The sequence below is a fragment of the uncultured Microbacterium sp. genome, assembly GCF_937927635.1.
Lineage (GTDB): Bacteria > Actinomycetota > Actinomycetes > Actinomycetales > Microbacteriaceae > Microbacterium.
Genome location: NZ_CALBRW010000020.1, coordinates 25,002 through 49,936 on the forward strand (window position 1 = coordinate 25,002; position 24,935 = coordinate 49,936).

General features: G+C 70.7%; 23 protein-coding genes and 1 pseudogene. 10 read left to right on the top strand and 14 right to left on the bottom strand.

Translation table 11 applies throughout. From position 1 onward, the window contains the following. Positions 1 to 171: 171 nt before the first annotated feature. The 3 genes from Q0568_RS10575 to Q0568_RS10585 all read right to left on the bottom strand — a co-directional run bounded on the left by Q0568_RS10575 (position 172) and on the right by Q0568_RS10585 (position 3,861). A complete protein-coding gene (locus tag Q0568_RS10575; protein ID WP_298866193.1) occupies positions 172 to 1,326 on the bottom strand; it encodes a hypothetical protein in 1,155 nt (384 codons plus the stop codon). Between the two features lie 89 nt (positions 1,327 to 1,415). Continuing rightward, positions 1,416 to 2,447 (bottom strand): hypothetical protein, encoded by a 1,032-nt coding sequence (locus tag Q0568_RS10580; protein WP_298866195.1) that lies wholly within the window; start codon positions 2,445 to 2,447, stop codon positions 1,416 to 1,418. Between the two features lie 385 nt (positions 2,448 to 2,832). Continuing rightward, positions 2,833 to 3,861, bottom strand: coding sequence for a hypothetical protein (locus tag Q0568_RS10585; RefSeq protein ID WP_298866197.1), 1,029 nt, complete (start codon positions 3,859 to 3,861; stop codon positions 2,833 to 2,835). A 486-nt stretch (positions 3,862 to 4,347) separates the two neighbouring features. Here Q0568_RS10585 and dnaB point away from each other — a divergent pair, with 486 nt between their 5' ends. Beyond that, positions 4,348 to 5,724, top strand: coding sequence for a replicative DNA helicase (dnaB, locus tag Q0568_RS10590; RefSeq protein ID WP_298866199.1), 1,377 nt, complete (start codon positions 4,348 to 4,350; stop codon positions 5,722 to 5,724). Between the two features lie 217 nt (positions 5,725 to 5,941). On the opposite strand, the gene Q0568_RS10595 is transcribed toward dnaB, so the two are convergent. Next, positions 5,942 to 6,109: a hypothetical protein gene (locus Q0568_RS10595; RefSeq protein WP_298866201.1), complete on the bottom strand. Its 168-nt coding sequence runs from the start codon at positions 6,107 to 6,109 to the stop codon at positions 5,942 to 5,944. Between the two features lie 191 nt (positions 6,110 to 6,300). Between Q0568_RS10595 and Q0568_RS10600 the strand changes: the two are divergent. Beyond that, positions 6,301 to 6,886 (top strand): annotated as a pseudogene (locus tag Q0568_RS10600) (aldo/keto reductase); the annotation flags it as partial. Between the two features lie 38 nt (positions 6,887 to 6,924). On the opposite strand, the gene Q0568_RS10605 reads toward Q0568_RS10600, so the two are convergent. Next, positions 6,925 to 7,497, bottom strand: coding sequence for a TetR/AcrR family transcriptional regulator (locus Q0568_RS10605; protein ID WP_298866203.1), 573 nt, complete (start codon positions 7,495 to 7,497; stop codon positions 6,925 to 6,927). A gap of 263 nt (positions 7,498 to 7,760) precedes the next feature. On the opposite strand from Q0568_RS10605, the gene Q0568_RS10610 reads away from it, so the two are divergent. Continuing rightward, positions 7,761 to 8,180 (top strand): hypothetical protein, encoded by a 420-nt coding sequence (locus Q0568_RS10610; RefSeq protein WP_298866205.1) that lies wholly within the window; start codon positions 7,761 to 7,763, stop codon positions 8,178 to 8,180. 46 nt (positions 8,181 to 8,226) lie between these two features. Here the strand turns inward: Q0568_RS10610 and Q0568_RS10615 are convergent, their stop codons facing one another. The 5 genes from Q0568_RS10615 to Q0568_RS10635 are packed head-to-tail and all read right to left on the bottom strand — an operon-like array spanning position 8,227 to position 12,708. Next, positions 8,227 to 9,123: a DMT family transporter gene (locus tag Q0568_RS10615; protein WP_298866206.1), complete on the bottom strand. Its 897-nt coding sequence runs from the start codon at positions 9,121 to 9,123 to the stop codon at positions 8,227 to 8,229. After that, complete coding sequence (locus Q0568_RS10620; RefSeq protein ID WP_298866208.1) at positions 9,120 to 9,386, bottom strand: DUF2933 domain-containing protein; 267 nt, start codon at positions 9,384 to 9,386, stop codon at positions 9,120 to 9,122. The genes Q0568_RS10615 and Q0568_RS10620 overlap by 4 nt, the downstream gene beginning before the upstream one ends. Continuing rightward, the gene (locus Q0568_RS10625) at positions 9,383 to 10,426 is read right to left on the bottom strand and encodes a type II glyceraldehyde-3-phosphate dehydrogenase (protein ID WP_005049566.1); all 1,044 of its coding nucleotides are present in this window, start codon (positions 10,424 to 10,426) and stop codon (positions 9,383 to 9,385) included. Before Q0568_RS10625 ends, Q0568_RS10620 begins: the two co-directional genes overlap by 4 nt. 39 nt (positions 10,427 to 10,465) lie before the next feature. Further along, positions 10,466 to 12,121, bottom strand: a complete 1,656-nt coding sequence (locus Q0568_RS10630; protein WP_298866210.1) for an AarF/ABC1/UbiB kinase family protein — start codon at positions 12,119 to 12,121, stop codon at positions 10,466 to 10,468. After that, a complete protein-coding gene (locus tag Q0568_RS10635) occupies positions 12,121 to 12,708 on the bottom strand; it encodes an ATP-binding protein (RefSeq protein WP_036286077.1) in 588 nt (195 codons plus the stop codon). The genes Q0568_RS10630 and Q0568_RS10635 overlap by 1 nt, the downstream gene beginning before the upstream one ends. A 60-nt stretch (positions 12,709 to 12,768) precedes the next feature. On the opposite strand from Q0568_RS10635, the gene Q0568_RS10640 reads away from it, so the two are divergent. The 6 genes from Q0568_RS10640 (at position 12,769) to Q0568_RS10665 (ending at position 17,586) form a co-directional block, all read left to right on the top strand. Then, positions 12,769 to 13,053: a metal-sensitive transcriptional regulator gene (locus Q0568_RS10640; protein WP_298866211.1), complete on the top strand. Its 285-nt coding sequence runs from the start codon at positions 12,769 to 12,771 to the stop codon at positions 13,051 to 13,053. Between the two features lie 46 nt (positions 13,054 to 13,099). Beyond that, on the top strand, positions 13,100 to 13,459 hold the full coding sequence (locus tag Q0568_RS10645) for a heavy-metal-associated domain-containing protein (protein WP_298866212.1): 360 nt from the start codon (positions 13,100 to 13,102) through the stop codon (positions 13,457 to 13,459). Then, positions 13,456 to 15,741, top strand: coding sequence for a cation-translocating P-type ATPase (locus Q0568_RS10650; protein WP_298866213.1), 2,286 nt, complete (start codon positions 13,456 to 13,458; stop codon positions 15,739 to 15,741). The genes Q0568_RS10645 and Q0568_RS10650 overlap by 4 nt, the downstream gene beginning before the upstream one ends. 25 nt (positions 15,742 to 15,766) lie before the next feature. Next, positions 15,767 to 16,045, top strand: coding sequence for a YHS domain-containing protein (locus tag Q0568_RS10655; protein ID WP_298866214.1), 279 nt, complete (start codon positions 15,767 to 15,769; stop codon positions 16,043 to 16,045). Positions 16,046 to 16,074: 29 nt separating this feature from the next. After that, positions 16,075 to 16,692: a hypothetical protein gene (locus Q0568_RS10660; protein ID WP_298866215.1), complete on the top strand. Its 618-nt coding sequence runs from the start codon at positions 16,075 to 16,077 to the stop codon at positions 16,690 to 16,692. Positions 16,693 to 17,097: 405 nt separating this feature from the next. Further along, the gene (locus Q0568_RS10665; protein WP_298866216.1) at positions 17,098 to 17,586 is read left to right on the top strand and encodes an alpha/beta hydrolase; all 489 of its coding nucleotides are present in this window, start codon (positions 17,098 to 17,100) and stop codon (positions 17,584 to 17,586) included. A 28-nt stretch (positions 17,587 to 17,614) separates the two neighbouring features. Here the strand turns inward: Q0568_RS10665 and lnt are convergent, their stop codons facing one another. The 3 genes from lnt to Q0568_RS10680 all read right to left on the bottom strand — a co-directional run bounded on the left by lnt (position 17,615) and on the right by Q0568_RS10680 (position 20,962). Beyond that, the gene (gene lnt / locus Q0568_RS10670) at positions 17,615 to 19,231 is read right to left on the bottom strand and encodes an apolipoprotein N-acyltransferase (protein ID WP_298866217.1); all 1,617 of its coding nucleotides are present in this window, start codon (positions 19,229 to 19,231) and stop codon (positions 17,615 to 17,617) included. Continuing rightward, positions 19,228 to 20,247, bottom strand: a complete 1,020-nt coding sequence (locus Q0568_RS10675) for an NAD(P)-binding domain-containing protein (protein ID WP_045245675.1) — start codon at positions 20,245 to 20,247, stop codon at positions 19,228 to 19,230. The genes lnt and Q0568_RS10675 overlap by 4 nt, the downstream gene beginning before the upstream one ends. 268 nt (positions 20,248 to 20,515) lie before the next feature. Further along, entirely contained in the window at positions 20,516 to 20,962 is a 447-nt protein-coding gene (locus Q0568_RS10680) for a hypothetical protein (RefSeq protein WP_056518817.1), read from the bottom strand. Between the two features lie 424 nt (positions 20,963 to 21,386). Here Q0568_RS10680 and Q0568_RS10685 point away from each other — a divergent pair, with 424 nt between their 5' ends. Continuing rightward, positions 21,387 to 23,303, top strand: a complete 1,917-nt coding sequence (locus Q0568_RS10685; protein WP_298866224.1) for a multicopper oxidase domain-containing protein — start codon at positions 21,387 to 21,389, stop codon at positions 23,301 to 23,303. Between the two features lie 180 nt (positions 23,304 to 23,483). Here the strand turns inward: Q0568_RS10685 and Q0568_RS10690 are convergent, their stop codons facing one another. Then, positions 23,484 to 24,767 carry a hypothetical protein gene (locus Q0568_RS10690; RefSeq protein WP_298866226.1) on the bottom strand — a complete coding sequence of 428 codons (1,284 nt, stop codon included), beginning with the start codon at positions 24,765 to 24,767 and terminating at the stop codon, positions 23,484 to 23,486. Between the last annotated feature and the right edge of the window lie 168 nt (positions 24,768 to 24,935).

The window sequence follows — 24,935 nt, forward strand, 5'->3', positions numbered from 1 at the left end:
CAGCACGATGGGCTTCCGAGCCCGTCACGGAACGCCCCGTCCTCTTCGGAGGGCGGGGCGTTCCGTGTTGTGGCGGATGCCCGCATGGGGGTGCGGGCATCCGCCGAAGGACTGGCGCCCGACCAGCCCCGGCAGCGCGCGAGAGGGATCGTGCGCCGCGCCGAATGATGCTCAGGCCACCCGGGCCCGTCGCATCAGCCAGAACCCCGCAGCCAGCATCAGCACGGCAGTGGCTGCGAACAGCGGCGCCTCGCCGCTTCCTCCGGTCGAGGCGAGGACGCCGGCGCTCGCTGCCCGTGCCGCGCTCGTGTGGATCACGGATGCCAGCTGCGGGGTGGGTTCAGGAGTCGTTCCGGGCGTGGTGCCCGGGTCGGTTCCGGGGTTCGTGCCCGGGTCGGTCCCGGGGTCTGTACCGGGATCGGTTCCGGGGCTCGTTCCGGGGTCGGTGCCCGGGATGGTGTCGGTCACGGTCGCATCGCCGACGACGCCGATGGCGTTGCCGCCGATCGTGAGGGGCACGGAGAGCGGCGCCACCACCTGCGTGCCGCCGAGGATGCCGCCCAGACCGTCGGTGGCCGGTGCCAGCGGATCGGTGGCTGCGGGTGCCGTGGTGTCGGTGGTTCCGGTGCTGGTGACGGTGGAGTCGCCGAGGATGCCGATGGCGTTGCCGGTGGCGGTGATCGGTGCGGTGACGGGTGCGGCGACCTGTGTGCCGCTGGCGACACTGTTCGTGCCGTCGGTGGTGGTCGGTGTCGCGGTGGCCGGGGACGATCCGGGGTCGACTGCCGATGTTGTCGTCGCGTCGGTGTCGTCGAGGACGCCCACCGAATTGCCGACGACGCTGATCGGCGCGTTGACGGCGATCAGTTCCTGGGTTCCGGAGAGCAGCCCGTCGACGCCCGTGGTCTGCAAAGCGGGAGCCGGCGCGGGTGCCGGTGCGGGAGCCGAAGCCGAAGCCGCCTGCGACGTCCCGGCCACGGCCAGCGCCACGTTGCGCACCGCCACCGGCGCGTTCACCGTGACGACGGCCTGGGTGCCACTCGCCGCGCCGTTGCTGCCGGAGGTCGTCGTCGTCGGTGCCGGTGCAGGTGCAGGTGCAGGTGCAGATGCCGGAGCCGGTGCGGAATGCGTCGCCGAAGTGCCGAGCAGCGAGACGGCGTTGCCGACGATACTGATCGGCGCGTCGAGCGTGGCCACGGCCTGGGTGCCTGAGGCGACGCTGTCTGCGCCGTCTGTCTCGGCCGCATTGGCGGCCGTCGCACCGAGGAGCGTGATGCCCCCGGCGATCAGCGTGCCCCACAGGGCGCGCTTGATGAAGGTATTCATGATGAAACTCCTGACTGGATGAATGGGTCCTGGATTCGCTGCGTCAGCAGCGTCGTTCGTCGTCGAACAGAGCGACGGCAGGACCCGTATCAGTCAGGGGATACGTCGAAGGAGGTGCTGGGCGAGGACGGCAGTGCGTCGTCGCCAGCGGAGAATCCGCCAGCCCGCGTAGCGGTCGGCAGGACGAGTGCGTTGTTGAGTGCGGCCGCGGATCCTGCGCTCCCGCCACCGGAAGACCCTGAGGAGGATGCCGGCGCCGCGGCCGACCCGAGATCGGGCAGCGGGCCCGGTGTGATCGGGCTCGTCGGCGAGACGGCGGCATCCCCGGCATACGGGACGGCGCTGTCCTGCGCGTCGGCGAGGAACGGCACCCACGACTGCGGGTGCACAGCGGCATCCTGCGGCGGGATCGCGTCGAGCAGACCGGCAGTCGAGAGCGCGGCTGCTCCGGTGGCGTCGTCCGATGAGATTACGGGAGTCGTCGGCGAGGAGCCTGCGGGTGCAGTCGGACCCAGCGCGCCGATGACCGGCGGCAGGATCGTATCGGCGCCTTCAACGACGTCCGCGACCGTGCCGTCGACGGCGCCGACGACGCTGCGGACGATGTCTGTGGCACCGAGATCGCCGATCACCGGCAGTTGATCGATCGCTCCGAGCACCGGATCGGTGATCGACGAGATCGGCTGCTGGTGCAGGATCTCGGTCACAGGTGCGGTGACGCTGCTCTGCACGGCATCCGCGACGCCAGTGCTGACGGTCTTGATCACCGGGCCCGCCACGGGAACCTTCGCCGCCGTGTCGGCGGCCGTCGCGACGACAGCCGGAGCCGTCTTCGCCACGGGCTGGACGACGGCCTTGACGACAGGCTCGACGACCGTCTGCACGACCGGCTCGGCGTCCTGAACCACCGGCTCGATTACCTGCACGACGGGATCGGTGACCACGGTGACCGTCGAGCTGACGAGCGAGGTGATCGGTGACAGCGGGTTGCTGGGCGGCTGATCGTCGGCGTGCGCCGCAGACCCGCCGAAGAACAGGCTCAGGGCGGCCCAGGAAAGTGCGCACACAGCACCCCACAGAATCACCGCACGGATGCGGTTCTGGGATGCGTTCCCGTACACGCCCAGCCTCCCCCTCAGAAAGCTATGCCACGAGCACGTCTCGGTGCTCGTTACGGCAAATGTAGGCCGAGAAGGGAAAACTGTCCAGTCCGTGGTGAAAAGAAGGGCGGGTGTCTCGCATGAGGGTGCGAGACACCCGCCAGGGGAGTGGCGGCTCTGAAGGCTGCTCTTCTCCCGGGTGGGCGACGCAGCGGAGAGGGGATTCCGCATTGCCGCCAGAGACGACGGATCCATGCCGGGATGCTGGGGACATCACTGTGGCACGGGCTGCTATCGTCCCACCGCCGGCGGCGCGGACCTTCCCCCGAAGGCGTGCGCAGCACCGGCGGAGTCTGTGGGGTGCGACGATGTCGCGTACAGCTCGGTCGGAGTGATGGGCCCGCTGCTAGTCGGGGAACGACTCAGTGCTGTCGACGGGGCCCGCCGGCGGCACGTCATCCGCGTGCAGAGCCTGCTCCGCGCGCAGAGAGGCCGGCGTCGGCGGCATCGCCGCGGCCGACGCCTCGAGAGCGAAGATCGATCCGGCGCCTGAACTCTGCGCCGCTGTCGAGAGCGGGTGGCTGCTGGTGTGGTGCTGCGCCGGGATCGGTGCGGCCGGCTGGGCAGGAGCCTGCGCTTCAGTGGCGGGCTGCGGAGTCGCGGATGGCGGTTGCGGCGCCGCGGTCGCGGTGGCAGAGTGCGTTCGCGACGTCGCGAACGAGGCTCTGTGCGTCTTGTGGGCCTTGTGCGCCTGCGTCGCCTTGTGCGCCTGCACCTGCGGGTGCGTGCGCAGCTGATGCTGACCATGCCACCCACGGTCCCCGCGGAATGAATCGGCGATGCGTGCCTTGTGGTGGCCCGAGTTATCGACGTGTCCGACGAAGTGGTCGATGTGGGCACCGGCCTTCTCAGCGAAGCGCTGCGGCGCGGCCTTCACGGCCTTCACGTTCTGGGGGACGACGATGCGCTGGGCATCCGCTTTGATGTTGCCATTGCCAGACTTATGCGCGGCAGGGACTGCCTTTGCGACCTTGACGGCGACGTTCCGCGCGGGCTGCACGGCGGTGGCTGCGGGGGCCGAGACTGCCTGAACGGTCTTGACGGCGATGTTCCGCGCAGGCTGCACGGCACGCGAGGGAGCCGGCGTCGAAGCTGCGGGAGCCTTGTGCTTGGAGTTCACCTGGTGCCCGGCGTTCGCGCCACCGTTCCCGCGGTTCGCGTTCTGCCGGCCGTCGTGACCTTGACCGGGGTGGCCCTGACCCGCAGCTGCCTTCGTGAGCGTCGGGGTCGATGCCGCGACATGAGTGGCAGGAGTCTGGGATGCGGATGCCGGGGAACCGCTCAGCAGCATGCTCAACGCGGCCCAGACGAGCACGCCGAGGCCGCCCAGCAGCCACATCGTCGTGCTGCGGTTCTGAACCGGCAGAGCCCGCACGCGTTTCCCCTCCCCATGTGATCACGCGGTATACCGCATGACGCGAACGTTGTGACGATACCGTGTCCGGCGCTCGATGTCCATCCGGCGGGGAACGCTTACCGGATGCGGCCGCAGGATGGGCCTGTCCCCAGGGTTCTGCACATGACCGTCGCGCGCGGCCAACCTTAAATCTTTCCTTGAAGTCGAAATGATCCACAGGTGTGCACAGATGAATATCGCAGGTCAAGCGTGCATTCGTCTTCAGAATCGGATGCTCTCCACCGAGTTGTCCACAGCCGTTCTGCACAGACACTCCCGAGTTGTTCGCAGACTGTCCACAGAGTTATCCACAGGGCGTCTTGCGTGGGGATAATGCGACTCCTACGGTGGGGGAGACCGGATGTCGGAGCCCCGTGATTCGCTTGTCCAAGCGGGCGGGGAGCTGCCTCGGTCGTGTGGTCGGCGAATCGTCATCAGATGACGCCGGCGGGGGAGGAGCACGGATTGTCGATCGCCGATATCTCTGACGAGCGCCTGGGCGGGTCACGCCCTGCTGAGCGGACCCCTCCGCACGATCTGCTCGCCGAGCAGAGCGCGCTGGGCGGCATGCTGCTGTCGAAGGACGCCGTCGCGGACGTGATCGAGAGCCTCAAGGGCGCTGACTTCTACGTGCCCAAGCACGAGCTCATCTTCGAGGCGATCCTGTCGCTGTACTCGCATGGCGAGCCCACCGATGTGGTGGCCGTCACCGACGAGCTGATCAAGACCGGCGAGCTGGGCCGGGCCGGCGGCGCGGACTACCTGCACACGCTGACTTCCATCGTGCCGACGGCGGCCAATGCCGGCTACTACGCGAGCATCGTCTCGGAGCGCGCCATCCTGCGCCGCCTGGTCGATGCGGGCACGCGCATCGTGCAGCTCGGCTACGCGGGCGAAGGCGATGCCACCGACATCGTCAACAACGCACAGGCCGAGATCTACTCGGTCACCGGATCCGAGACCGCCGAGGACTACGTGCCCCTCACGGTCGCCGTCGACGCGGCCGTCGAGGAGATCGAGGCCGCGAACGGCCGTGACGGCTCGATGACCGGCATCCCCACCGGCTTCCGCGAGCTCGACGAGCTGACCAACGGCCTGCACGGCGGGCAGATGATCGTCGTCGCCGCGCGCCCCGCCATGGGAAAGTCGACGCTCGCCCTGGACTTCGCCCGCTCGGCATCCATCGGCCACAACGAGCCGTCGATCTTCTTCTCGCTCGAGATGGGCAAGAGCGAGATCGCCATGCGGCTGCTCAGCGCCGAAGGCGCCATCCCGCTGCAGAACATGCGCAAGGGCACGCTCGATCCGCGCGACTGGACCACCGTCGCGGCCACGCGCGGGCGCATCAACGATGCCCCGCTGTACATCGACGACAGCCCCAACATGACCCTGGTCGAGATCCGGGCCAAGTGCCGCCGGCTCAAGCAGCGGGCGGGCCTGAAGATGGTGATCATCGACTACCTGCAGCTGATGACCAGCGGCAAGCGCGTCGAGTCGCGCCAGCAGGAGGTCTCGGAGTTCTCCCGCGCACTCAAGCTGTTGGCCAAGGAGCTGCAGGTGCCCGTGGTGGCGCTGAGCCAGCTGAACCGCGGTCCCGAGCAGCGGCAGGACAAGAAGCCCGCCATCAGCGACCTGCGCGAATCCGGATCGATCGAGCAGGACGCCGACATGGTGATCCTGCTGCACCGCGACTCGGTCTACGACAAGGACGTGCGCCCTGGCGAGGCCGACCTCATCGTCGCCAAGCACCGCAACGGCCCGACCGCCACCATCAACGTCGCGTTCCAGGGCCACTACTCCCGTTTCGCAGACATGGCCCCCGGCGACTTCAACGGCGTGTAGGTTCCACGCCGAAATGACATATTCCACGGGTAGTTGGCAGGCACTTGGCGTCTCTGCCATTTGCCGTGGACGATCGGCGGTCCGGCGCGACTGATGAGACGGGGGCGCGCGCGTTTACGTCTCACAGCTCGGCGGCGCGTACGCCTCGGTTCTGCGGCCGACGAACACCTACGTCGCGCGTCTATCGGCCACGGCCGCGACCCCCGGATGGCCAGATCTAGGACGCGGAGCGTTCCTCGACCGCGGGAGCGTCGTCGACGTACTGGCTCGCGGCGTCCCACCAGGGGTTCTCGCGTACGCGGTAGAGGAGGGTGCGTTCGCCGGGCACTCGCTCGACGAGCTCGATGAAGTTCGCGCGGCGAAGCTTCTGGATGAGTGGATGCACGATTCCGGGGGAGAGTCTCGTTGCGTCGGTGATCGACCTCGAGGAGAACTTCTCGCCGCGCTGCGCGCCCGCGAGCTCGACCCCACCGCCGACGTGGGGTTCAGGTGGGGTCCTCGAGCGCGGATTCGGTCGTCCCTACGATCAGTATCCCTGTGTAGGTTCCACACCGAGATGACGGTTTTCACGGGTACGTGCTGCTCCTGCACCGCCCCGACGCGCTCGTCGAGCCCGAGGAGGTCGCCCGCGCGTTCGATCACCTCGAGTCGTCGGCGAAGGTCCGTCACTTCGGGGTTTCCAACCACGCCCCCGTCAGATCGACCTGCTGAAGACGGCGGTGAGGCAGCCGATCGTGGCCAACCAGGTGCAGCTGTCGATAGGAACACGCCGTCCTGATCGCGCAAGGCCTCTCGTCGAACATGACCGACTACGACGACTCCATCACCCGCGACGGCGGCGGCCGGGCCGACTACGCCAGGATCAACGACATCACGCTGCAGGCGTGGTCTCCGTTTCAGAAGGGCTTCCACGGCGGCGTGTTTCCTCGACTCGCTCGACTACCCCGAGCTGAACGCGGAGCTCGACCGGCTCGCCGCGAAGTATGTGGTGACCTCGATCGCGGTCGCCACCGCGTGGATCACCCGGCGCCACGCGAACATCCAGGTCGTGCTCGGCACCACCACCCCGTAGCGCGGCGCCGACGCGGCCCAAGGCTCCGACATCCCGCTCACGAGAGCCGAGTGGTACGTCCTCATCCAGGCCGCCGGCCACATGTGCCCTGATATTGCTCCTGACCGCGTGAACGACGGTCGGTCTGCTCACTCCTCGGCGTCTTGCCGGATGGTGGCGACGACGAGCGTGGCGAGTCGTGAGACGGCGGTCGTGTCGGGCAACGCCGCGGCGGCGCCGATCGCGCCGACCGCGTACGCGGCGAGTTCCTGCGGCGAGAGGTCGGTGCGGGTTGTTCCTGCCCGGGTGTCGTCGTCGATGATCTCCTGCACGAGCGCGGTGAGCTCGGATTCGGCGGGTGCGAGCCGGATAGTGCCGTGGAGTGCATCGTCGTCGTCGTCGCCGTGCCGGTGCCGGCGCAGCCGGGCGTAGGCGAGCAGCATGTCGGACAGCCGGGATTCCGGCGGGCTCTCCTGTGCGATGGTTCGCAGGCGCTGCAGGTGGCGTCCGATCTCGCGCTCCTGCCACGCGGTGAGAGCGGCGGCGACGTCGGGCACGTACTTGTACAGCGTCGCCCGGCCCACTCCGCTCGCCTCGGCGAGGGCGGTCATGGTGAGTCCGGTCAGGCCGTCCCGGTGCACGAGCCGACCGGTAGCGTCGAGGATCGCGTCCCGCACCGCGGAGCGATGTTCCACGATGGTGTCACTCCACAGCTTGGGCACTCCCCTACCTTATCAGGAACGAGACGCTTTGACCTGTATGCAACAGTGTGTATAGATAAAGCCGTGATGTCGAAACCGAGTCCGGTGCCCCGCTGGGTGATCGTCGGGGGAGTCCTGGTGCTGCTGGCCGCCGGGGCGTTCGTGGTGCTGCATCTGACCGGCAACGGGATGGCGGGGATGCATTGATGGGCGCGTCCGGTCGTCGGCTGCGGTCAGTGTTGCGGGCGTTGCATGTCGTGTTTTCGATCGGGTGGGCGGGGTCCGTGGCCGTGTTCTTGGTCGTGGCGGCCGCCGGCTGGGCGTCGCCGGACGCGCGGATCTGGGCGGGTGTGTACGCGGCGCTGCAGGTGACCATGTGGTGGGCGGTGGTGCCGCTGGCCGGGTTGTCGCTGCTGACCGGGATCGGGGTGTCGCTGGTGACGCGGTGGGGGCTGACCCGTCACTACTGGGTGCTGTTCAGGCTGGTGCTCACCGTGGTCGCGACTGGCGCTCTTGTGCTGCACACCGGGGTGGCCGACACCGCCGCGCACGCGTCCCTCCAGGTCGGTATGGACTTCTCCGCGGTGCGGCTGCAGCTGATGGTGGACGCGGTCGCGGCGTTGGTCGTGCTGGTCGTGGTGATGATCCTGGGGTTCGTCAAACCCCGCGGGACCACCCCGTGGGCGGCCCGGCCCGTCTCCTGACTGTGCGACGTCCGTCTGCCGGACGCCGGGTGTGGCAGGCGGGCGCTCAACCTCGAAGCCGACGGGACGCGCGATCAGCGTGTCTGCCGGGGATGGTGAGGAGTGCGACGGAGCCGATCACGATGGCCGTGCCGGCCCAGCCGAGCACGCTCTGGGTCTCGCGCAGGAGCAGGATGGACAGGACGATCCCGAAGACGGGCACGAGGATCGTCCAGGTCGTGAGGATGTCGAGCCGGGACCGCTGTGTCTCGGCGTACCAGGCGACGGTGGTCGCAGCGGTGCCGGCCAGGGACATCCACAGCAGGGAGAGGGCGAATCCCGGCGTCCAGTCGATGACCGGGGGGCCTTCGACGATCGCGGCGGCGACCAGAAGTATCCCGCCGCCGAGCAGCAGCTGCACGGCGGCGACGAGGAACGGGTCGGCGCGCACGGCGCGGCTGATGAGGGTGCCGGCGGTGACGGCGGCGGCGGCGGTGACGGACAGCCATGCCCCGGTCCCGGCGCCGGCGGGCAGCACGATGAGCAGGAGCCCGGCGAGCCCGGTGAGCATCGCGGCCACCGACCGTGGGGAGGGGCGTTCTCGGTAGAGCCACCAGGCGGGCAGCAGGATGAGGACGGGCTGGATGTTGGCCAGCACGGACGCGACGCCGGTGCTCAGGCCGATGGTGCCGCCGAACATCGCGGCGTAGGCGATCGCGACGTTCACGACGCCGAGCACGCCGATCAGCGTCCAGCTGCGCACCTCGCGGGGGACGGGTGCGCGGCGGATGACGGTGAGGATCAGCAGCGCGGCGCCGGCGACGAGGGCGCGCAGCGCTGCGAGCCACAGCAGCGGCGCGTCCTGCAGCCCGACGCTGATCGCGACGAAGCACGAGCCCCAGACGAAGGTGACCCACAGCATCCGCCACGGGCTCGGCGCCCGCCGTTCGGTGGGCGTGCTCATGCGGCGTCGTCGGCGGGCGGGTCCGTGTGGTCGTGACGGGGCTGTTCACGGTGTCGTCCGGAGTCACCGTGTCCGCGGTGGCCGAACAGGTGCAGCAGGGCGATCACGATGATGCCGGCGTAGGGGGCGGCCGCAGCGAGGTGGGTCCAGTGGTCGATGATCAGGTAGAGGACGATCCCGGCGACGGCCAGCGCGATGATCACCCAGATCCACACGCGTCCAGCGCGGGGGGCACGGGGCGGCCCGGCGTTCGGGGAGGTCATGACCGCTCCGGGGCGAGGAAGTCCTGCCTCATGCCGAGGGTCGCGTCGGTGAGCCGGATGGAGGCGGCGGGGTCGGTGACGGTGCCGGTGAGGGCGCGGATCGCGTCGACGGTCTCGGGGATGACGATCGCCTCGTTGCACACCTGGTAGGTGAGGTACGCCTCGTCGCCGTCGACGGTGACGAGGTCTTCCCAGACCGCGACCTCCCACATGTCCCCGCGGGGCCGGCCGAGGTCGCGCATCAGCTCGACCGTGGAGTTGAGGGCGACCAGCCCGTCGGACATCCGGATGAACGCGATCCGGGGTGCGGCGCGCAGTGCGTCGAGGACCTCGTCGCGGGATGCGCGGCGGGTCAGCTGCAGGGTCCAGTAGTGGTTATGGGTCTGGGTGTGTGCGCCCTTGGCGGCGATGGTGACCACGTCCAGGTCGGGGAGCACGGTCTTCGCGTCGGGGCCCTGGTGGGAGGGGATGACCGGTTCGGGGACCATCGTGTTCATGATGCCGCCCAGGTGCGATTCCCACGGGTCGGTGGCGCGGCGGATGAGGACCCCGCGGGCGCGCAGCAGCAGCCCGGCGTTTTCGAGCGCGCCGAGGACGCGGACGATGCTGGTGGTGTTGCAGGACACCACCCGGGTCAGGTCCCGGCCGAGCGCGGTGGCGTAGTTGGCCTGGGCGACGAAGGAGTGCCCGGTGGTCGAGTGCGCTTCCCCGCCCTGCACGATCACCTTTACTCCCGCCGCCTGGTAGCGGGGCAGGTTTCCGGCGGCGACGTGCTTGGGGGTCGTATCGACGATCACGTCGCTCTGCGCGAGGAGATCGTCGAGGGTTCCCTCGGGGCGGATGCCGGTGTCCACCATGCCGCTGTGCGCGTCGGGGGTGGCGGCGAATACGGGCAGCCGCGGGACGGCGGATTGTATTCGCCAGTCGGTGACGATGTCCGCGACGCCCACCAGGTGCATGTCGGGTTGGGCGTGGACGGCGTCGGCGACCCTCTTGCCGATCACTCCGTACCCGTTGACGCCGACTCTGATCCTGTCCATCTTCGTCTCCTTTCGTGGTGTTCTTGAGCCGTGCGCGGGTCAGGGGCGGGGTCGGCGGCGCCGCAGCGTCCACAGCAGATAGCCGCCGAGCGCGCCGATCGTGCCGGTCCCGGCGCCGATCAGGACGCCTTCCCGGGAGCGCCATTTCGTGTTCCCGCCGACGAGGGTGCCGATCCCGCCGATCAGCGCGGCGGCGATCATTCCCGCGACGACACGGTTGCCGATGCGTTCGGCGCGCCCGACGAGAGGTTCCAGCTCCGTCGCGCGCAGGTGCACCTCGAACCCGCCGTCTTCGAGGAGATGCCGGAGCCGGCTCAGGGTGGCGGGCAGCTCGGTGAGCAGTGCCCCGGTGTCGGCTCCCGCGCGCGCCCATCGCCGGGCCAGAGCCGGCGGGGACAGCTGGGCGCGGGTGAGCTGCTCAGCGTAGGGCTGCAGGGCGTCGAGCATCTGGAAGTCCGGATCCAGCCGCGCCGCGGTCCCTTCGGCCATCATCAGCACTTTGAACAGCAGCGCCGTCTCCTGCGGAAGGTGCAGCTGGTGCTGCTGCAGGATGCCGAGCAGCTGCTGGAGCATGATTGCGAGGCTGATCTCCGACAGCGAACGGCCCCGGTAGCGGGCCGTGAACGCGGTGATCGCCTGCCGCAGCCCTGCCCGGTCGACGACGTCGGCGGTCCGGGAGAGTTCTATCAGGGCGGTGGTGAGGGTGTCCGGGTCGTCGCGGGTGAAGGCGAGCACGATGCCGGCGAGGCCGTCCGTGGTCTGTTCGGTGAGCTCCCCGACCATCCCGAAGTCGATCAGCGCGAGCGCGCCGTCGGGCTGCACGAACATGTTCCCGGGATGGGGGTCGGCATGGAAGAACCGGTTGTCGAACACCATCGTGAGCACGATGTCGGCACCCAGCCGCGCGAGTGCGACCCGGTCGATGCCGGCGGCGTCCAGGCCCTCCAGGTCGTCGATCCGCACACCGCTCATCCGCTCCAGGGTCAGCACGCGCGAGGTCGTGGTCTCCCCGTGCACGCGGGGAATCCGCACCCGCGCCGCGTGGGCGAACTCCTGCGCGAACCGTTCGGCGTTGCGGGCCTCCTGCAGGTAGTCCAGCTCGGCACGCAGCGTGCGGGAGAACTCCTCCACCAGCCCGGGCAGGTCGTACTGCCGGATGGTATCCCAGCGCCGGTCGGCGCGGTCGGCGAGGTTGCGGAGAATGTCCAGGTCTTCATGCACCTGCGCGACCACGCCGGGCCTGCGCACCTTCACGACGACCTCGGTGCCGTCGTGAAGAGTTGCCGCGTACGCCTGCCCGATGGACGCCGCCGCCAGCGGCACCGGGTCGAACTGGGCGAACACGTGCTCTGGGTCGGCGCCGAGCTCTTCACGGAGCACGTCCCGAATGCCCTCCCACGGTGCCGCGGCGACGTCGTCCTGCAGTTTGGCGAACTCGGCGACCCATGCCGCGGGGAGCAGATCGTGCCGGGTGGAGAGGATCTGGCCCAGTTTCACGAACGTCGGCCCGAGCTCCTCCAACGCGACCCGCACATGCTCGGGGTTCGTGTAGGGGTCCTCCTGCCGGGCGTGTCCGAGGGCGCCGCGGTGGAACGGCACCAAGCCGCCCAGGCCCAGCACGCCGGCCAGGACGCCGAGTCCGTGCCGGCGCAGCACGGCCCCGATCTGCCGGTACCGGCTACTCCCCGCGCCCATCAGCTCACGCCCCTCTCGGCTGGAGTGCCGGCCGATGCTCGTTCGAGGATGAAGTCGACGCGCGCGTCGGGGGCGAGTGCGGGGACGGTGACGACGGGAAAGCCCAGCTCCTGGTACACCAGCCCGAGCAGGTCGTGGATGCGCCGCTGCGCGGCGGGGTCCTCGGTGCGCGCGTAGTCGGACGCCAGCGGGAGCAGGTCAAGCAGGAACACCGTCGCGTACCGGGCGCCGGCCAGCGCGCCCAGCAGGGCGGTGCCGGGGGCGAGGCCGAGGAAGCGGTAGTAGGCGAGCGAGTCCGGCAGAGCACGGTCCAGGAACACGGTCTGTTGCGGGTCGAGGGAGCGTTCCTGCTCGATCTGCATGTCGACGACGGCGCGCTGGAACTCGCTCTGCCGTGCCCGCACCTCCGCGGTGCTGCGCCCGGTGATCCGTTGCAGGTCGATGTAGTGGCGGGCGTGCTCGATCGTGGTCGTGTACCCGCGGCCCCGCAGCAGGTTGACCGTGGTGGTCTTGCCCGAGCTGGGACCGCCCGTCACGACGTGCCAACGGGTGGTCTGTGCGGGCCGCGGCTCCTGGATGCCGGTCATGACCTCACCCTACACCCTGTACCCCTACAGGGTATGGTAGATTGTGGGTGGGGGTGCGAGATGGCACACGGGTATGTGGACAACAAGCCGGCGCTGCTGGCGCGGCTGAGCCGCGCGGAGGGTCAGGTGCGCGGGATCGCGCGGATGATCGACGAGGACGTGTACTGCATCGACGTGCTGACCCAGGTGTCGGCGGCGACGAAGGCGCTGGAGTCCGTCGCGCTGTCGCTGCTGGAAGACCACCTCGCGCATTGCGTCGTGCAGGCGACCGCCGAAGGCGGCCCGGTCGCGGAGGAGAAGCTCCGCGAGGCGAACGCCGCGATCGCGCGCCTCGTGCGCTCCTAACGTCGTCCCCACTCACATCGTTCAACGCTCTTGAAGGGAGCACATCATGACCGGACAGGGATTCCAGGACCTCGGCCTGCAGGCGACCAGCACCGGCGGTGGCTGCGCCTGTTGCAGCTCCACCTCCCACGCCACGGCAGCCACCGACACCGGCGCACCGGCGCAGCAGACGGCGGCGGGCGAGACCGTGTCGGCGCGGTTCCTGGTGGAGGGGATGACCTGCGCGCACTGCGTGCGTAGCGTCACCGAAGAGGTCTCCGCGATCGACGGCGTCTCCGACGTCGCGGTCGATCTGCACGCCGGCGGTGTGTCCACGGTGACGGTGTCCAGCGCCGCGCCGGTGGATGCGGAGCGGGTGCGTGCGGCGGTGGAGGAGGCCGGCTACAGCCTCGCCTCAGCGTCATGACCACGACGACGACGGATGTCGATCTCGACATCACCGGGATGACCTGCGCGTCGTGCGCGACCCGGGTGGAGCGGAAGCTGAACAAGCTGCCCGGGGTGGCGGCGACGGTCAACTTCGCCACCGAGAAGGCCCGCGTGCACGCCGAGTCCGCGGTGCCGGTGGAGGAGCTGATCTCGGCGGTCGAGCAGGCCGGGTACGGGGCATCCGTCCCCGCCCCACCCGTCGACACCCCCGACGAGAAGACCACGCCGCAGGATGCGGAGTTGGTGTCGTTGCGGCAGCGGCTGATCGTCTCGGCGATCCTGGCGGTGCCGGTGGCGGTGTTGTCGATGATCCCGGCGCTGCAGTTCACCTACTGGCAGTGGCTGACCCTGACCCTGGCGGCCCCGGTGGTGGTGTGGGGGGCGTGGCCGTTCCACCGTGCCGCGGCGATCAACGCCCGTCACGGTGCGGCGACGATGGACACACTGATCAGCCTGGGCGTGCTGGCCGCGTTCGGCTGGTCCCTCTATGCCCTGTTCTTCGGCGGTGCCGGGATGCCCGGGATGCGGATGAGCGTGACCTTCGTCGGCACCCCGCAGTCCGGCGGTCACGAGGTGTATCTGGAGGTCGCCGCCCTGGTGACGGTGTTCATCCTCCTCGGCCGCTACCTGGAGACCCGCGCGAAGCGGCAATCCGGGGAGGCTCTGCGCGCCCTGTTGGAGCTGGGCGCGAAAGACGCCGTCATCCTCCGCACGGGTGTCGAGCAGCGCGTCCCGGTCGCCCAGCTGGTGCCCGGCGACATTGTGGTGGTGCGGCCGGGGGAGAAGATCCCCGCCGACGGTGTCGTCACCGAGGGTGTCTCCGCGGTGGACGAGTCGATGCTGACCGGCGAGTCCGTCCCCGTCGAAGTCGCCCCCGGCTCGAAGGTGGTCGGCGCGACGGTGAACACCGGCGGCCGGCTGCTGGTGGAGCTCACCCGGGTCGGCGCGGACACGGAGCTGGCCCGGATGGCCAGGTTGGTGGAGGAGGCGCAGACCGGGAAGGCGCAGGTGCAGCGCCTCGCCGACCGGGTCTCCGCGATCTTCGTCCCCATCGTCATCGCCCTCGCCATCGTCGCGTTCACGGTGTGGCTTCTGATCGGGGCTTCCCCGGAGGTCGCGTTCACCGCCGCGGTGACGACGCTGATCATCGCGTGCCCGTGCGCGCTCGGGTTGGCGACGCCGACCGCGCTGCTTGTCGGCACCGGGCGGGGCGCGCAGCTGGGCATCCTGATCCGCGGACCCCAGGTGCTGGAGCAGACCCGCCGCATCGACACCGTCGTGCTGGACAAGACCGGCACCATCACCGCCGGCACCATGACCGTGACCGCCACCCACCCCGCCGCAGGGACCGACGAGACGGAGCTGGTGCAGGTCGCCGGGGCGCTCGAGCACGGCTCCGAACACCCCATCGGCCGCGCCATCACCAACGCGGCCAGCGGCCCGCTCGCGGCAGTGGAATCGTTCGCCGCGGTGGCCGGGCAGGGCGTGCAGGGCATCGTCGACGGCCGCCTGGTCGCCGCCGGCCGCGCCTCCTGGATCACCACCCAATGGGCACTTCCCGTCCCTACCGACCTCGCCGCGACCATCGCGGCGGACGAGGCGGCGGGGGCGACGGTGACGGTGGTGGCGTGGGACGGGCAGGTGCGCGGGGCGATCAGCGTCGCCGACACCATCAAACCCACCAGCCGTGAGGCGGTCACCCGGCTCCGGGAGCTCGGGTTGACCCCGATCCTGCTCACCGGCGACAACCCCGGCGCCGCGCGGGCGATCGCCGACCAGGCCGGGATCGAGGACGTCCGTGCCGGGGTCACCCCGCAGGGCAAGCTCGACACCATCCGCGACCTGCAGGCCGCGGGCCGGGTGGTCGCGATGGTCGGCGACGGCGTCAACGACGCCGCCGCCCTCGCTGCGGCAGACCTGGGGATCGCGATGGGCACCGGCACCGACGCGGCCATCACCGCCGCGGACCTGACCATCGTCTCCGGCGACCTCGTGCTGGTCCCGGACGCGATCCGGCTGGCCCGCCGCACCCTGGGCACGATCAAGGGGAACCTGTTCTGGGCGTTCGCGTACAACGTCGCCGCCCTCCCGGTCGCGATGCTCGCCCTGCTCAACCCCATCCTCGCGGGAGCTGCGATGGCGTTCAGCAGCGTGTTCGTCGTCACCAACAGCCTCCGACTGCGCCGCTTCCGCGCCCTCCCCACCCCGACACCCGCCGCCGCGCCCGCCAGCCGGGAGCCCGCGCCCGTCCGGGCCTAACCATCGCTCAAGAAGGAGAAACACCATGTCCCACGACCACGACCACCCCGGGCACGACCACACGCACGGGCACGCCCATGGGGGACACGAGCATGGTGCGCACGAACATCACCATCACGAGCCGCCGGCGGGCGCGACGAACCTGGTGACCTGCCCGGTGATGCCCGGCAACCAGGTCGACCCGGCCTGGGCCGAGCAGCGCGGCCTGTTCCGCGACTACCAGGGCACCCGGTACTGGTTCTGCTGCGCCGACTGCGGGCCCCTGTTCGACGCCGACCCCGCCCGCTACACAAACGCCGCCTGACCGGCCAGACAACCGGTCGGAGATAGAGGGTGGACACGGCGGTCGGGCTGGTGCAGGCCTACCTGCGGGTCAACGGCTACTTCACCGTCGCCGAATACCCGGTGCTGGATGCCACCGGGCTGGCCGGGCCGCGCACCATCACCGACCTGGACATCCTCGCCGTGCGGCTGCACCGGGCACCGGGAGCGTCTGGGACCGTCGACGCACCGCTGGACCCGGCCCTGGGCGCCGGGGGCGGAGCGGACATGATCCTCGGCGAGGTCAAGGAAGGCCGCCCGCACCCCAACCCGGCGATGCGGGACCCGGCCGTGCTGGAAGCCGCGTTCACCCGGTTCGGGTGCTGCGCCCCGACCGATGCCGCCCGGCTGGTCGCCGAACTGCTGGAAACGGGACGGACGGTGGCGCCGGAAGGGCACACGATCCGCACGGTCGTGTTCGGCAACCCCACCTCCCCGCCCGGGGCGGGGGCGCCGTGGCACACCGTCCCGTTCGCCCGGGTGCTGCGCTACCTCGAAGACCACCTGAGCGCGCACTGGGGCATCCTCGGCCGCACCCAGATCAAGGACGACACCCTCGCCCTGCTGGCCCTGCGGGAGAAGGCCCACCGCGCCGCGACCGGCGCCTCCCGCCAGGGCACGGACCGGTAGGGCGGGTCACGGCGGGGGAGCGTGTGCACACGCAGGGGGAGCCGGTGTGGGTGCGCACCCGTGACGAGCGCGCCCTGTATACGATGGTGCTGCCCGCCCCGGCCGGGACCCCCGGGGCGCCGACGGTGGTGTTCGAGGCGGGATGGGCGTCGCCCCGCTCCACCTGGGCGTTGCTGCAGACCCGGGTCGCCGCGTTCACGCGGGCCGTGGTGTATGACCGGGCAGGGCTGGGCCGGTCCGCCCCGGATAGTGCAGGGCGCACCCTGGACCGGATGGCCGACGACCTGAACGATTTGCTGGACGGCCTCGAGCCGAGCAGCGGGTTCGTGCAGGTGGGGCATTCCGCGGGCGGCCCGATCGTGCGGCAGGCAGCAGACCGGCCGCCCGGACCGGGAGGCCGGTCTGGTGCTGGTGGATCCGACCGACGAGGCAGCGACCCAGCAGTTCGGTGTGCCGTTCCGGGTCGGGGAGAAGATCGTGATCGCCGTGGAGTGGGTGCTGGCACGGGTGGGGTTGCTGGAGCGGTTCTTCCGGTTCCTCGGGGAGGGGATGCCCGAGGATGTGCGGGCGGATCTTCACCGGGAGGCGTTCCGGCCCGCGGTGGTGGTCACCCAGGGTCGGCAGGCGCGCACGTTCCTCACCGAGCTGCACGCCTGGCGCGGCGACCCGCCGGTGCTGCCCGATGTCCCGGTCACCGTCATCTCCGGCAGTCTCGCGGACGGGATGCCGCGACGGGTCCGGGATGCCGCGACCGCCGCCGGGCGGTATCGGGCCGCACAGTCCCGGCAGGGCCGGCACGTGGTCGCTGCCTGCTCCGGCCACTGCATCCCCGCCACAGAATCGGACCTGATCGCTGCGGAGATCCGCCGCCTCGTCCTCCCGCCCGTCGGATAGCCCCGGGTTGTCTGGCGGGCATGCCTGGTCAGGCCACGGCAGGGGGGCGTCGCCGCCGGGCGATCGCACCGGTGAGGGCGAGACCACCCAGCCCACCCCATAGGGTGACAGTGGAAACGCCTTGCCCGATGAGGACGGCGGGGGTGAGCCCGGCGCGCAGGTCGGTGTCGGCGATCATCGCCCCGGCCTGTCCGGCGGGCAGACCGGTGAGGGTGCTGCCGTCGGGGCGGATGATCTGGCTGGCGCCGACGGTGGAGACGTTCACCACGGTGCGGCCGGTCTCCACCGCGCGGATTCTGGCGACCGCGAGCTGCTGCAGGTTCTCGTCCGTGCCGCGGAAGTCGGCATTGTTGGTCTGGAACACCAGCAGCTCCGCGCCGGCGGTGACGCTCTCGGCGATGACTTCGTCGTAGATCACGTCGAAGCAGATCGCCAACCCCACCGGCACGTCGCCGACGGTGACCATGGGCAGGTCGGTGCCGTGCGCGTAGTCGCGTTGCAGCAGCCCGACCAGGTCGGGAGCGAGCAGGGTGTAGAACGCCCGGTCGGGCACGTACTCGCCGAACGGCACCGGGTGGCGTTTCGCGTGCGTCTGCACCTGCTCCCGCTGCGGCGTGGCACCGGTGGTGGCCGGGTCCCACAGGAACGACGTGTTGTAGATGTTGCCGCCCGCCGTGGTGGCCGCGTTCGCCAGCAGCGGGGCACCTGCCCGGGTGCTGATGCCGGTGAGGTACGCGGCCAGCCACGGGGTCTGGAACGGGTCAGCATCCAGCCCTTCCGGCCACACCACCAGATCCACATCCGCGTCGAGCACCGGGCCGGTCGCGTCCCCCTGCGCCCGGGCGATCGCCCCAACGGTGCGCTGGTCGAAGTACCCGGACGGGCCGTTGCCTTGCACCGCCCCGACCCGCATCGTCCCGGCCGGTGTGGTGGGAAACGCCGGGACCAGGACCAGCATCAGGGTGGTGACGGCGGGTACGGCGGGTACGGCGGCGGGGAACGGGCGACGCCACCGGCCGGTCCGGATGGTTTCGATCGCGGCGGCGACGGTGAAGACCATCAGGAAGGTGAGCCCGCTCACCCCGACCCAGGACACCGTCTGAACGAGGGGGCTGTCGGCTTGGGTGATCCCGAGCCGCGCCCACGGCAGCCCCCCGTACGGCCAGGCGCCCAGCAGCACCTCCCGGCCCGTCCACAACGCGGCCACCAGGCCCGGCAGCAGGAGCAGGCGTCCGACCGGGCCGGGGGCGGCGCGCGGCACCCACCGGTAGGCGAGTGCCAGCGGGATGATCCCGACCGCGGTCAGGGTCCCTTCCACCACGGTCAGTGCCGCCCACGGCACCGGCCCGAGATACCGGGTCGTCCAGGACACCAGCAGCCCGAAGAACAGCAACCCGAACACCGCCCCGACCGCCACCGCCCCCCACACGCTCCGGCCGATCAGGGCGAGAAGCAGCAGCCCGGTCGCGGCGAACGCGGCCGGCCAGAATCCCACCTCCGGGTAGGCGAGATCCATCAGCACCGCCGCGGCTGCCGCGACCGGCAACGCCATCGCCAACGGCATCACCGCCCGGGCGCGGCGGTTCGGCGGGGTGGGTTGGGGGCGTCCGTGCGGGTCCTGGAGGGTCGTCGGGGTGGCGGTCATGGCCGGTCCGCGATGGTGCGGGCGATTACGGCGGCGTCCCGGGACACCCCGGCGAGGGTGTCCGCTCCGGGGCGGCTGTGGGCGGGGATCCCGGCGACGAACAAGCCCGGCAGCCCGGTCATCGCCGGGCGGGACCGGGCTGCGGTCGCCTCGGCGGGGAGCCAGTCGTCGCCGGGGTCGTACCCGGTGGCGAGGATTACCGAGTCCGGGGCGAGGGTGCTGCCATCGGCGAACGTGACCTGCCCGCCGTCCGCGCCGGTCACCGCCGGGGCGACCGCCACACCCGCGTGACGCAGCGCATGGTAGCTGTCGCCGAACACCGGCTGCACGGCGGGTGGGCGACCCAGCCAGGACGAGCCTGCCCGGGCGTGGACGGGGAAGGTACGGGCGGGTCGGTGCGGCCGTCGGGTGCGGACCGCGAGGGTGACCTCGTGGGAGGCGGACAGCTCTCGCGCCAGCTGCACCCCGCTGTTCCCTCCGCCGACGATCAGCACCCGCCCGGTGGGCACCTGCCGGGGGAACTGGTAGTGGGCACTGTGCAGCACCACCCCGGGCACCCGCAGCTGCTGCGCCCACGCAGGGATGCGGGGGTGGGTGGCGGCGCCGGTCGCGCACACCACGTTGCGGGTCTGCACGTCGCCCTCCGCGGTCTGCAGCTGCAGCACCGACCCGTGACCGCGGCGTTCCACCCCGACCACACGCAACCCCCAGAACGGGTCCACCCCCAGGGTGTGCTGCACCTGGTCCAGGTAGTTCGCGATCTCATCGGCCCGGGGATGCTCGTGCGGGTCCAGCGGCAGCGGCCGGAGCGGAAGCGTGCTGTGGCGGGCGTCGGACAGCAGCCGCATCGAATGCCAGCGGGACGCCCAACTGCGTTGCCGGTCCGTGGCGGCGTCGACGACCACGAACTCCTGCTGCGGCCGGAACCCCAACCCGATCAGCGCGGCGGCCACCGCGAGCCCGGCCTGCCCGGCCCCGACGATGATCGCCCGCCGATGCGTCAACCCCGACCGCATCACCACCCCCTCCCCGCACAAGAGGGCCGGGGCGGGAACGGACGGAGGATGATCGCGCCGGCGCCGCGGCGGGACGGGGCCGGACGGGGCCGAGCGGGGCCGGGTGGGCGGCGGTGACCGGCCGCAGCCGTCGGCACTGGACCGGCGACGGGGGCCGCCGTGATACGGGTCGTCAAGACATTCTCCAAACCTAGAAATCGGCATCACACAGCGCCCGCACACGGGCGGGCGGGAAGACGCCGCCCATGGGTGGGCGGCATGCCGGATCTCAGGTTCGGGAAATCGACAACAGCAGCAGTGAGGGCGCGGCCGGACGCCGCGACACGGGCACCGGCACCAGCAGCGGCGCGCGCACCGGACGGGATACCCGCAGTATCCGCAGCCGGCTCTGTAACCGCAACCCCGTCACGGCCGCCAGTACCAGCAGCGTGCACACCACCCCGATCAGGCACCCCCACGCCCCGGACGCATCGACGGACACCCCCGCAGAGGACGACGCCGTCCGGCCCTCCACCGGTGCCCCCGAGTCTGGGGTAGAGCCGGTCGCGACGGGGGAGCCCGCACTGGTGTCGGCGTGCGCGTCAGCCGTGGTGTGGGAGGTGGTCCAGCCGCCGATGATGAGCACAAGTGCCAGGCCCAGGATGGTCAGCAGCCGCCCCGACCACCACCCCGCCGCGATGACCCGGTCGGGCCGGGATCGGGGGTCGCGGGGCATAGTCCCTCACTGTACCAATCCGACCTTTGCGTCTCCCGGATCCCGCCCGGCCGCAGGCCCTCCACGCCTTCGCCGACAGAGCAGCCACATCGCGTCCACCGGCACGTCGTTCTCGATTATCGCCGAACGACGTCCGTCTCCTGAGCGGAAGGATCAGTGCCCTCGGGGTGCGGTGGTGTCGGTGAAGGCGGGCAGCAGGATCGCCGTGATGCCGTCGGGGTCGAGTCTGCCGGTGCGGACTTCTTCGGCGGCGCCGTTGAGGACGGCACGGGTCGCTGAACTCCGCCGCGATCGTCTCGGCTGCGTCAGGTTCGCCCCACCGGGCACGTGCACCCGTCGGCACCCGAGGCGGCGCCGATTGAAAGAATACCTATAGGGGGTATAAGGTGCGGGGGAGTCGTGTGCGAGGGAGAGGCGGGCGAGGTTGATTCAACCGATCGACTATTTCCTGGTCGCCTGGTTCGTGCTGGTCGCGATCAGCACGATCTGGGTCGGGGTGGACCAGTTCCGTCACAACCCGGAGCCGGCGGTGATGAAGTGGGGCTTCATCCTGGTCACCCTCTGCCTGGGGCCGATCGGGGCGCTGCTGTATGTGCTCGCGGACAAGGAGCCGCGGCCGGGAGAGCATGAGGAGTTCACCCGGCCGCTGTGGAAGCAGGGCATCGGGTCGACCATTCACTGCGTCGCGGGCGATGCCACCGGCATCATCGTCGCCGCCGTCGTCGTCGCGTCGCTGGGCCTGCCGATGTGGCTGGATCTGATCATCGAGTACGCCGCCGGGTTCGCGTTCGGGTTGTTCGTGTTCCAGGCCCTGTTCATGAAGAACATGATGGGCGGCAGCTACTGGCAGAACGTGCGCCGCTCGTTCCTGCCCGAGTTCATCAGCATGAACCTGATGATGGCGGGCATGGCGCCGGTGATGTCGCTGCTGATGATGGGCCGCGACATGCGGGCCATGCTGCCCACCGAGTTGCTGTTCTGGGCGGTGATGAGTTTCGGGATCGCGGTCGGGTTCGTGCTCGCTTACTCCGTGAACGTGTGGATGGTGAAGAAGGGCCTCAAGCACGGTCTGATGACCGTCCGCCCCCAGCCCGCCACCCACCCCCAGGAGCATGACGCGCACGCGCAGCACAGCCCGCGGCCGCCGGAGGCGCACGCCGGCCACGACCAGGCGGCGGGCGGTGCGTCGTCGCCGGGGTCGGGGCATGAGGCGCACCAGCCTTCTGGCGCCGGAGCGGTGACCGTGCCGCAGCTGACCGTGGTCGGCGCGTTCTCCGCGATCGCGCTCGTGGTCGGGATGGTCGCCCCCGCGAACGCCGTCAACATGACTCTCAGCGCGCACGACGTCGGTGGGCTGATCATGCCGCCCGGGATGATCATGACCCGTGACACCCCCGCCGAGGCGATGCGGGACATGGCCGCCGTCGACCCGCGCAACGCGACCGCCGCGTACGACGTGGACACCCGCGGCGACGAGGTGCTGGAACCTGCCCGCATCGAGGACGGGGTGAAGGTGTTCGAACTGACCGTGTCCCAGATCCGCTGGGAGATCCTCCCGGGCGTCACCGTCGACGCGTACGCGTACAACGGGCAGATCCCGGGGCCTCGGCTGCAGGTCACCCAGGGCGACCGGATCCGCATCGACGTCACCAACGAGCTCGACGAGTCCACAACCGTGCACTGGCACGGCCTGGACGTGCCCAACGAGATGGACGGGCCCGCCGGGATCACCCAGGATCCCATCCAGCCCGGCGACACCTACCGGTACGAGTACACGGTGAAGCAGTGGGGCACGTTCTTCTACCACTCCCACGATCACGCCGACCGGCAGCAGGCCCTCGGCCTGTACGGGGCGCTGATCATCGACCCCGCCGACCCTGGCCTGCAGCCGCCCGCCGATCACGAGTACACGATCCAGCTGCAGGAGTGGCTGTCCCGGGAGGGACTGACCTATCCGGCGATGCCGATGGAAGGGGGCATGCCGAACTACTTCACCATCAACGGGAAGGCATACCCGGCCACCGAGACCATCGACATGAAGGTGGGCGAGACCCTCCGGGTGCGGTTCATCGGCTCGAACACCATCGACATCCACCCGATGCACATCCACGGCGGCCCGTTCACCGTCGTCGCCCGCGACGGGGCGGCCCTCACCACGGCGCAGCAGTTCCAGGCCGACACGATCAACGTCGGGCCGGGACAACGCTACGACGTGCTCTGGAACGCGCTCGAGCCCGGCCAGTGGCTCATCCACTGCCACATCAACCACCACACCACCAACAACAACGTCGAAACCGACGGCGCCGGCGGCCTGACCATGATCATCAACGTCACCGAATAACCCCTACGGGCCGAAGAAGCCCGCCGTCATCGCCGTTGCCGCGTCGAGTCACGTCCGAGCCCTCCGGCAGCACAGCATGCCGATGCCAGGGGCGCTCAGCTGATCGTGCCCGACCGTTTCGGTTGCCGGGGGCCGAGATCGCCCGCCCGCCCGCAACGGGGCGCGGTGACCTCGCCGTGGTCAGGTGGTCGCGGGAGGGAGGACGCGTCGGCGGCGGGCGACGGTGACGGCCGCGGCGACCGTGAGCGCCGCCGAGACGGCGAGGAGCACGGCGCCGAGGAGGATCTGCCCCGGTGGCGGGGCGGCGGCGGTGACGGGCTGGTACAGGTTGCGCTGCTGGCTTTGCGGGCCGGTGAGCTGCTGATCGACGGGCACCCACACCTCGAGGGTGCGTTCGCCGGTGGCGAACTGGGCGTACACGAACCACAGCCCCGGTGACGGCAGCGCCAGTTCCCCGGTGAAGGTGCCGGGAGGCGGGGTGCCGGGTTGCGCGCGCAGCGGCGCGGTGAGGTCCTCTCCGGCGCGGCGGGCGACCAACCGGGTCGGGGTGAGGTCGGTGTCGTCGTTGAGGCGGATGCCGGTGATGGTGACGGTCAGCTGCCCGGTGCCGTCGCCGGTGACTGTCATCTGTGCGGTGCCGTAGGCGGTGCCCTGGCCGGGGTCGTGCGCCTGCGCGGGTGGCGGCGGGGCGAGGGCGACCAGCAGAAGGGTGAGGGCCGCGGCCGCGGCCCCGGATCGGAGGCGAGTCCCCGGCCGCACGGTGAGGGCGATCATGCTGACGATGATCACCGTGGTGGTGCCGACGGCGGACCAGGCGACGGGGGTGGGTGGGACGCTGCTGATCCCGGTCCCGGAGGCCAGCAGTTGCAGGGTGGTCACGGCGAGGGCGGCCACCGGCCACCGCCACCGGGGGACGGGCAGGGCCAGCAGGAAGAGCCCGGCCACGGCGACCGGCAGGTCGGGGGCGAGCCACCCCGCGCTGGTGAGCAGCACCCACAGCACCACCCGGAACACCAGGTACCCGGCGACGACGAGGACGATGCGGGTGCGGCCGGGGACCAGGGCGGTGATCACCCATGCCGCGCCGAGCGTGGTCGCCAGCAGCAGCGGCAGGTACAGGGTCTCGGTGAACTGGGGCACGTCGGTGTCGTATTCCATCACGATGATCAGCGCCGCCCCCAGCACGCCTGCGGCCAGGGCGATCCGCGGCGGAGCGGGCACGTGCCGGTCGGTGCCGGTGAGCAGGCCGATCAGCACGCACAGGGTGCCGATCACCGATAGCAGGTGCGGGGGCGACCAGAGCACCGCGTCACGCCCGAACGCGGTGTGCCAGAACGCGTCGGCGGGGGCGGCCGCCGCGGTCGCGACCGCCGCGGCGACCGCGAGGGCGAACCCGGGGGTGCGGAACACGGCGGCCACTGAGCTTGTGGCGGCCAGGCGCCGCCACCCCCAGCCGGCGATCACGACCCCGACGGTGAGGATCGACGCATACAGCAGCAGGTGCGGGGGGATGAAGGTGCTGTCCCGGCCGAGGGTGGTGTGCCAGGAGTCGTCCCAGTACGCCGACCCGACCCCGGCGGCCGCGGCGGCGGCAGCGACCCAGACGCCCCCGGCCCCCAGCGCCGGGGAGCC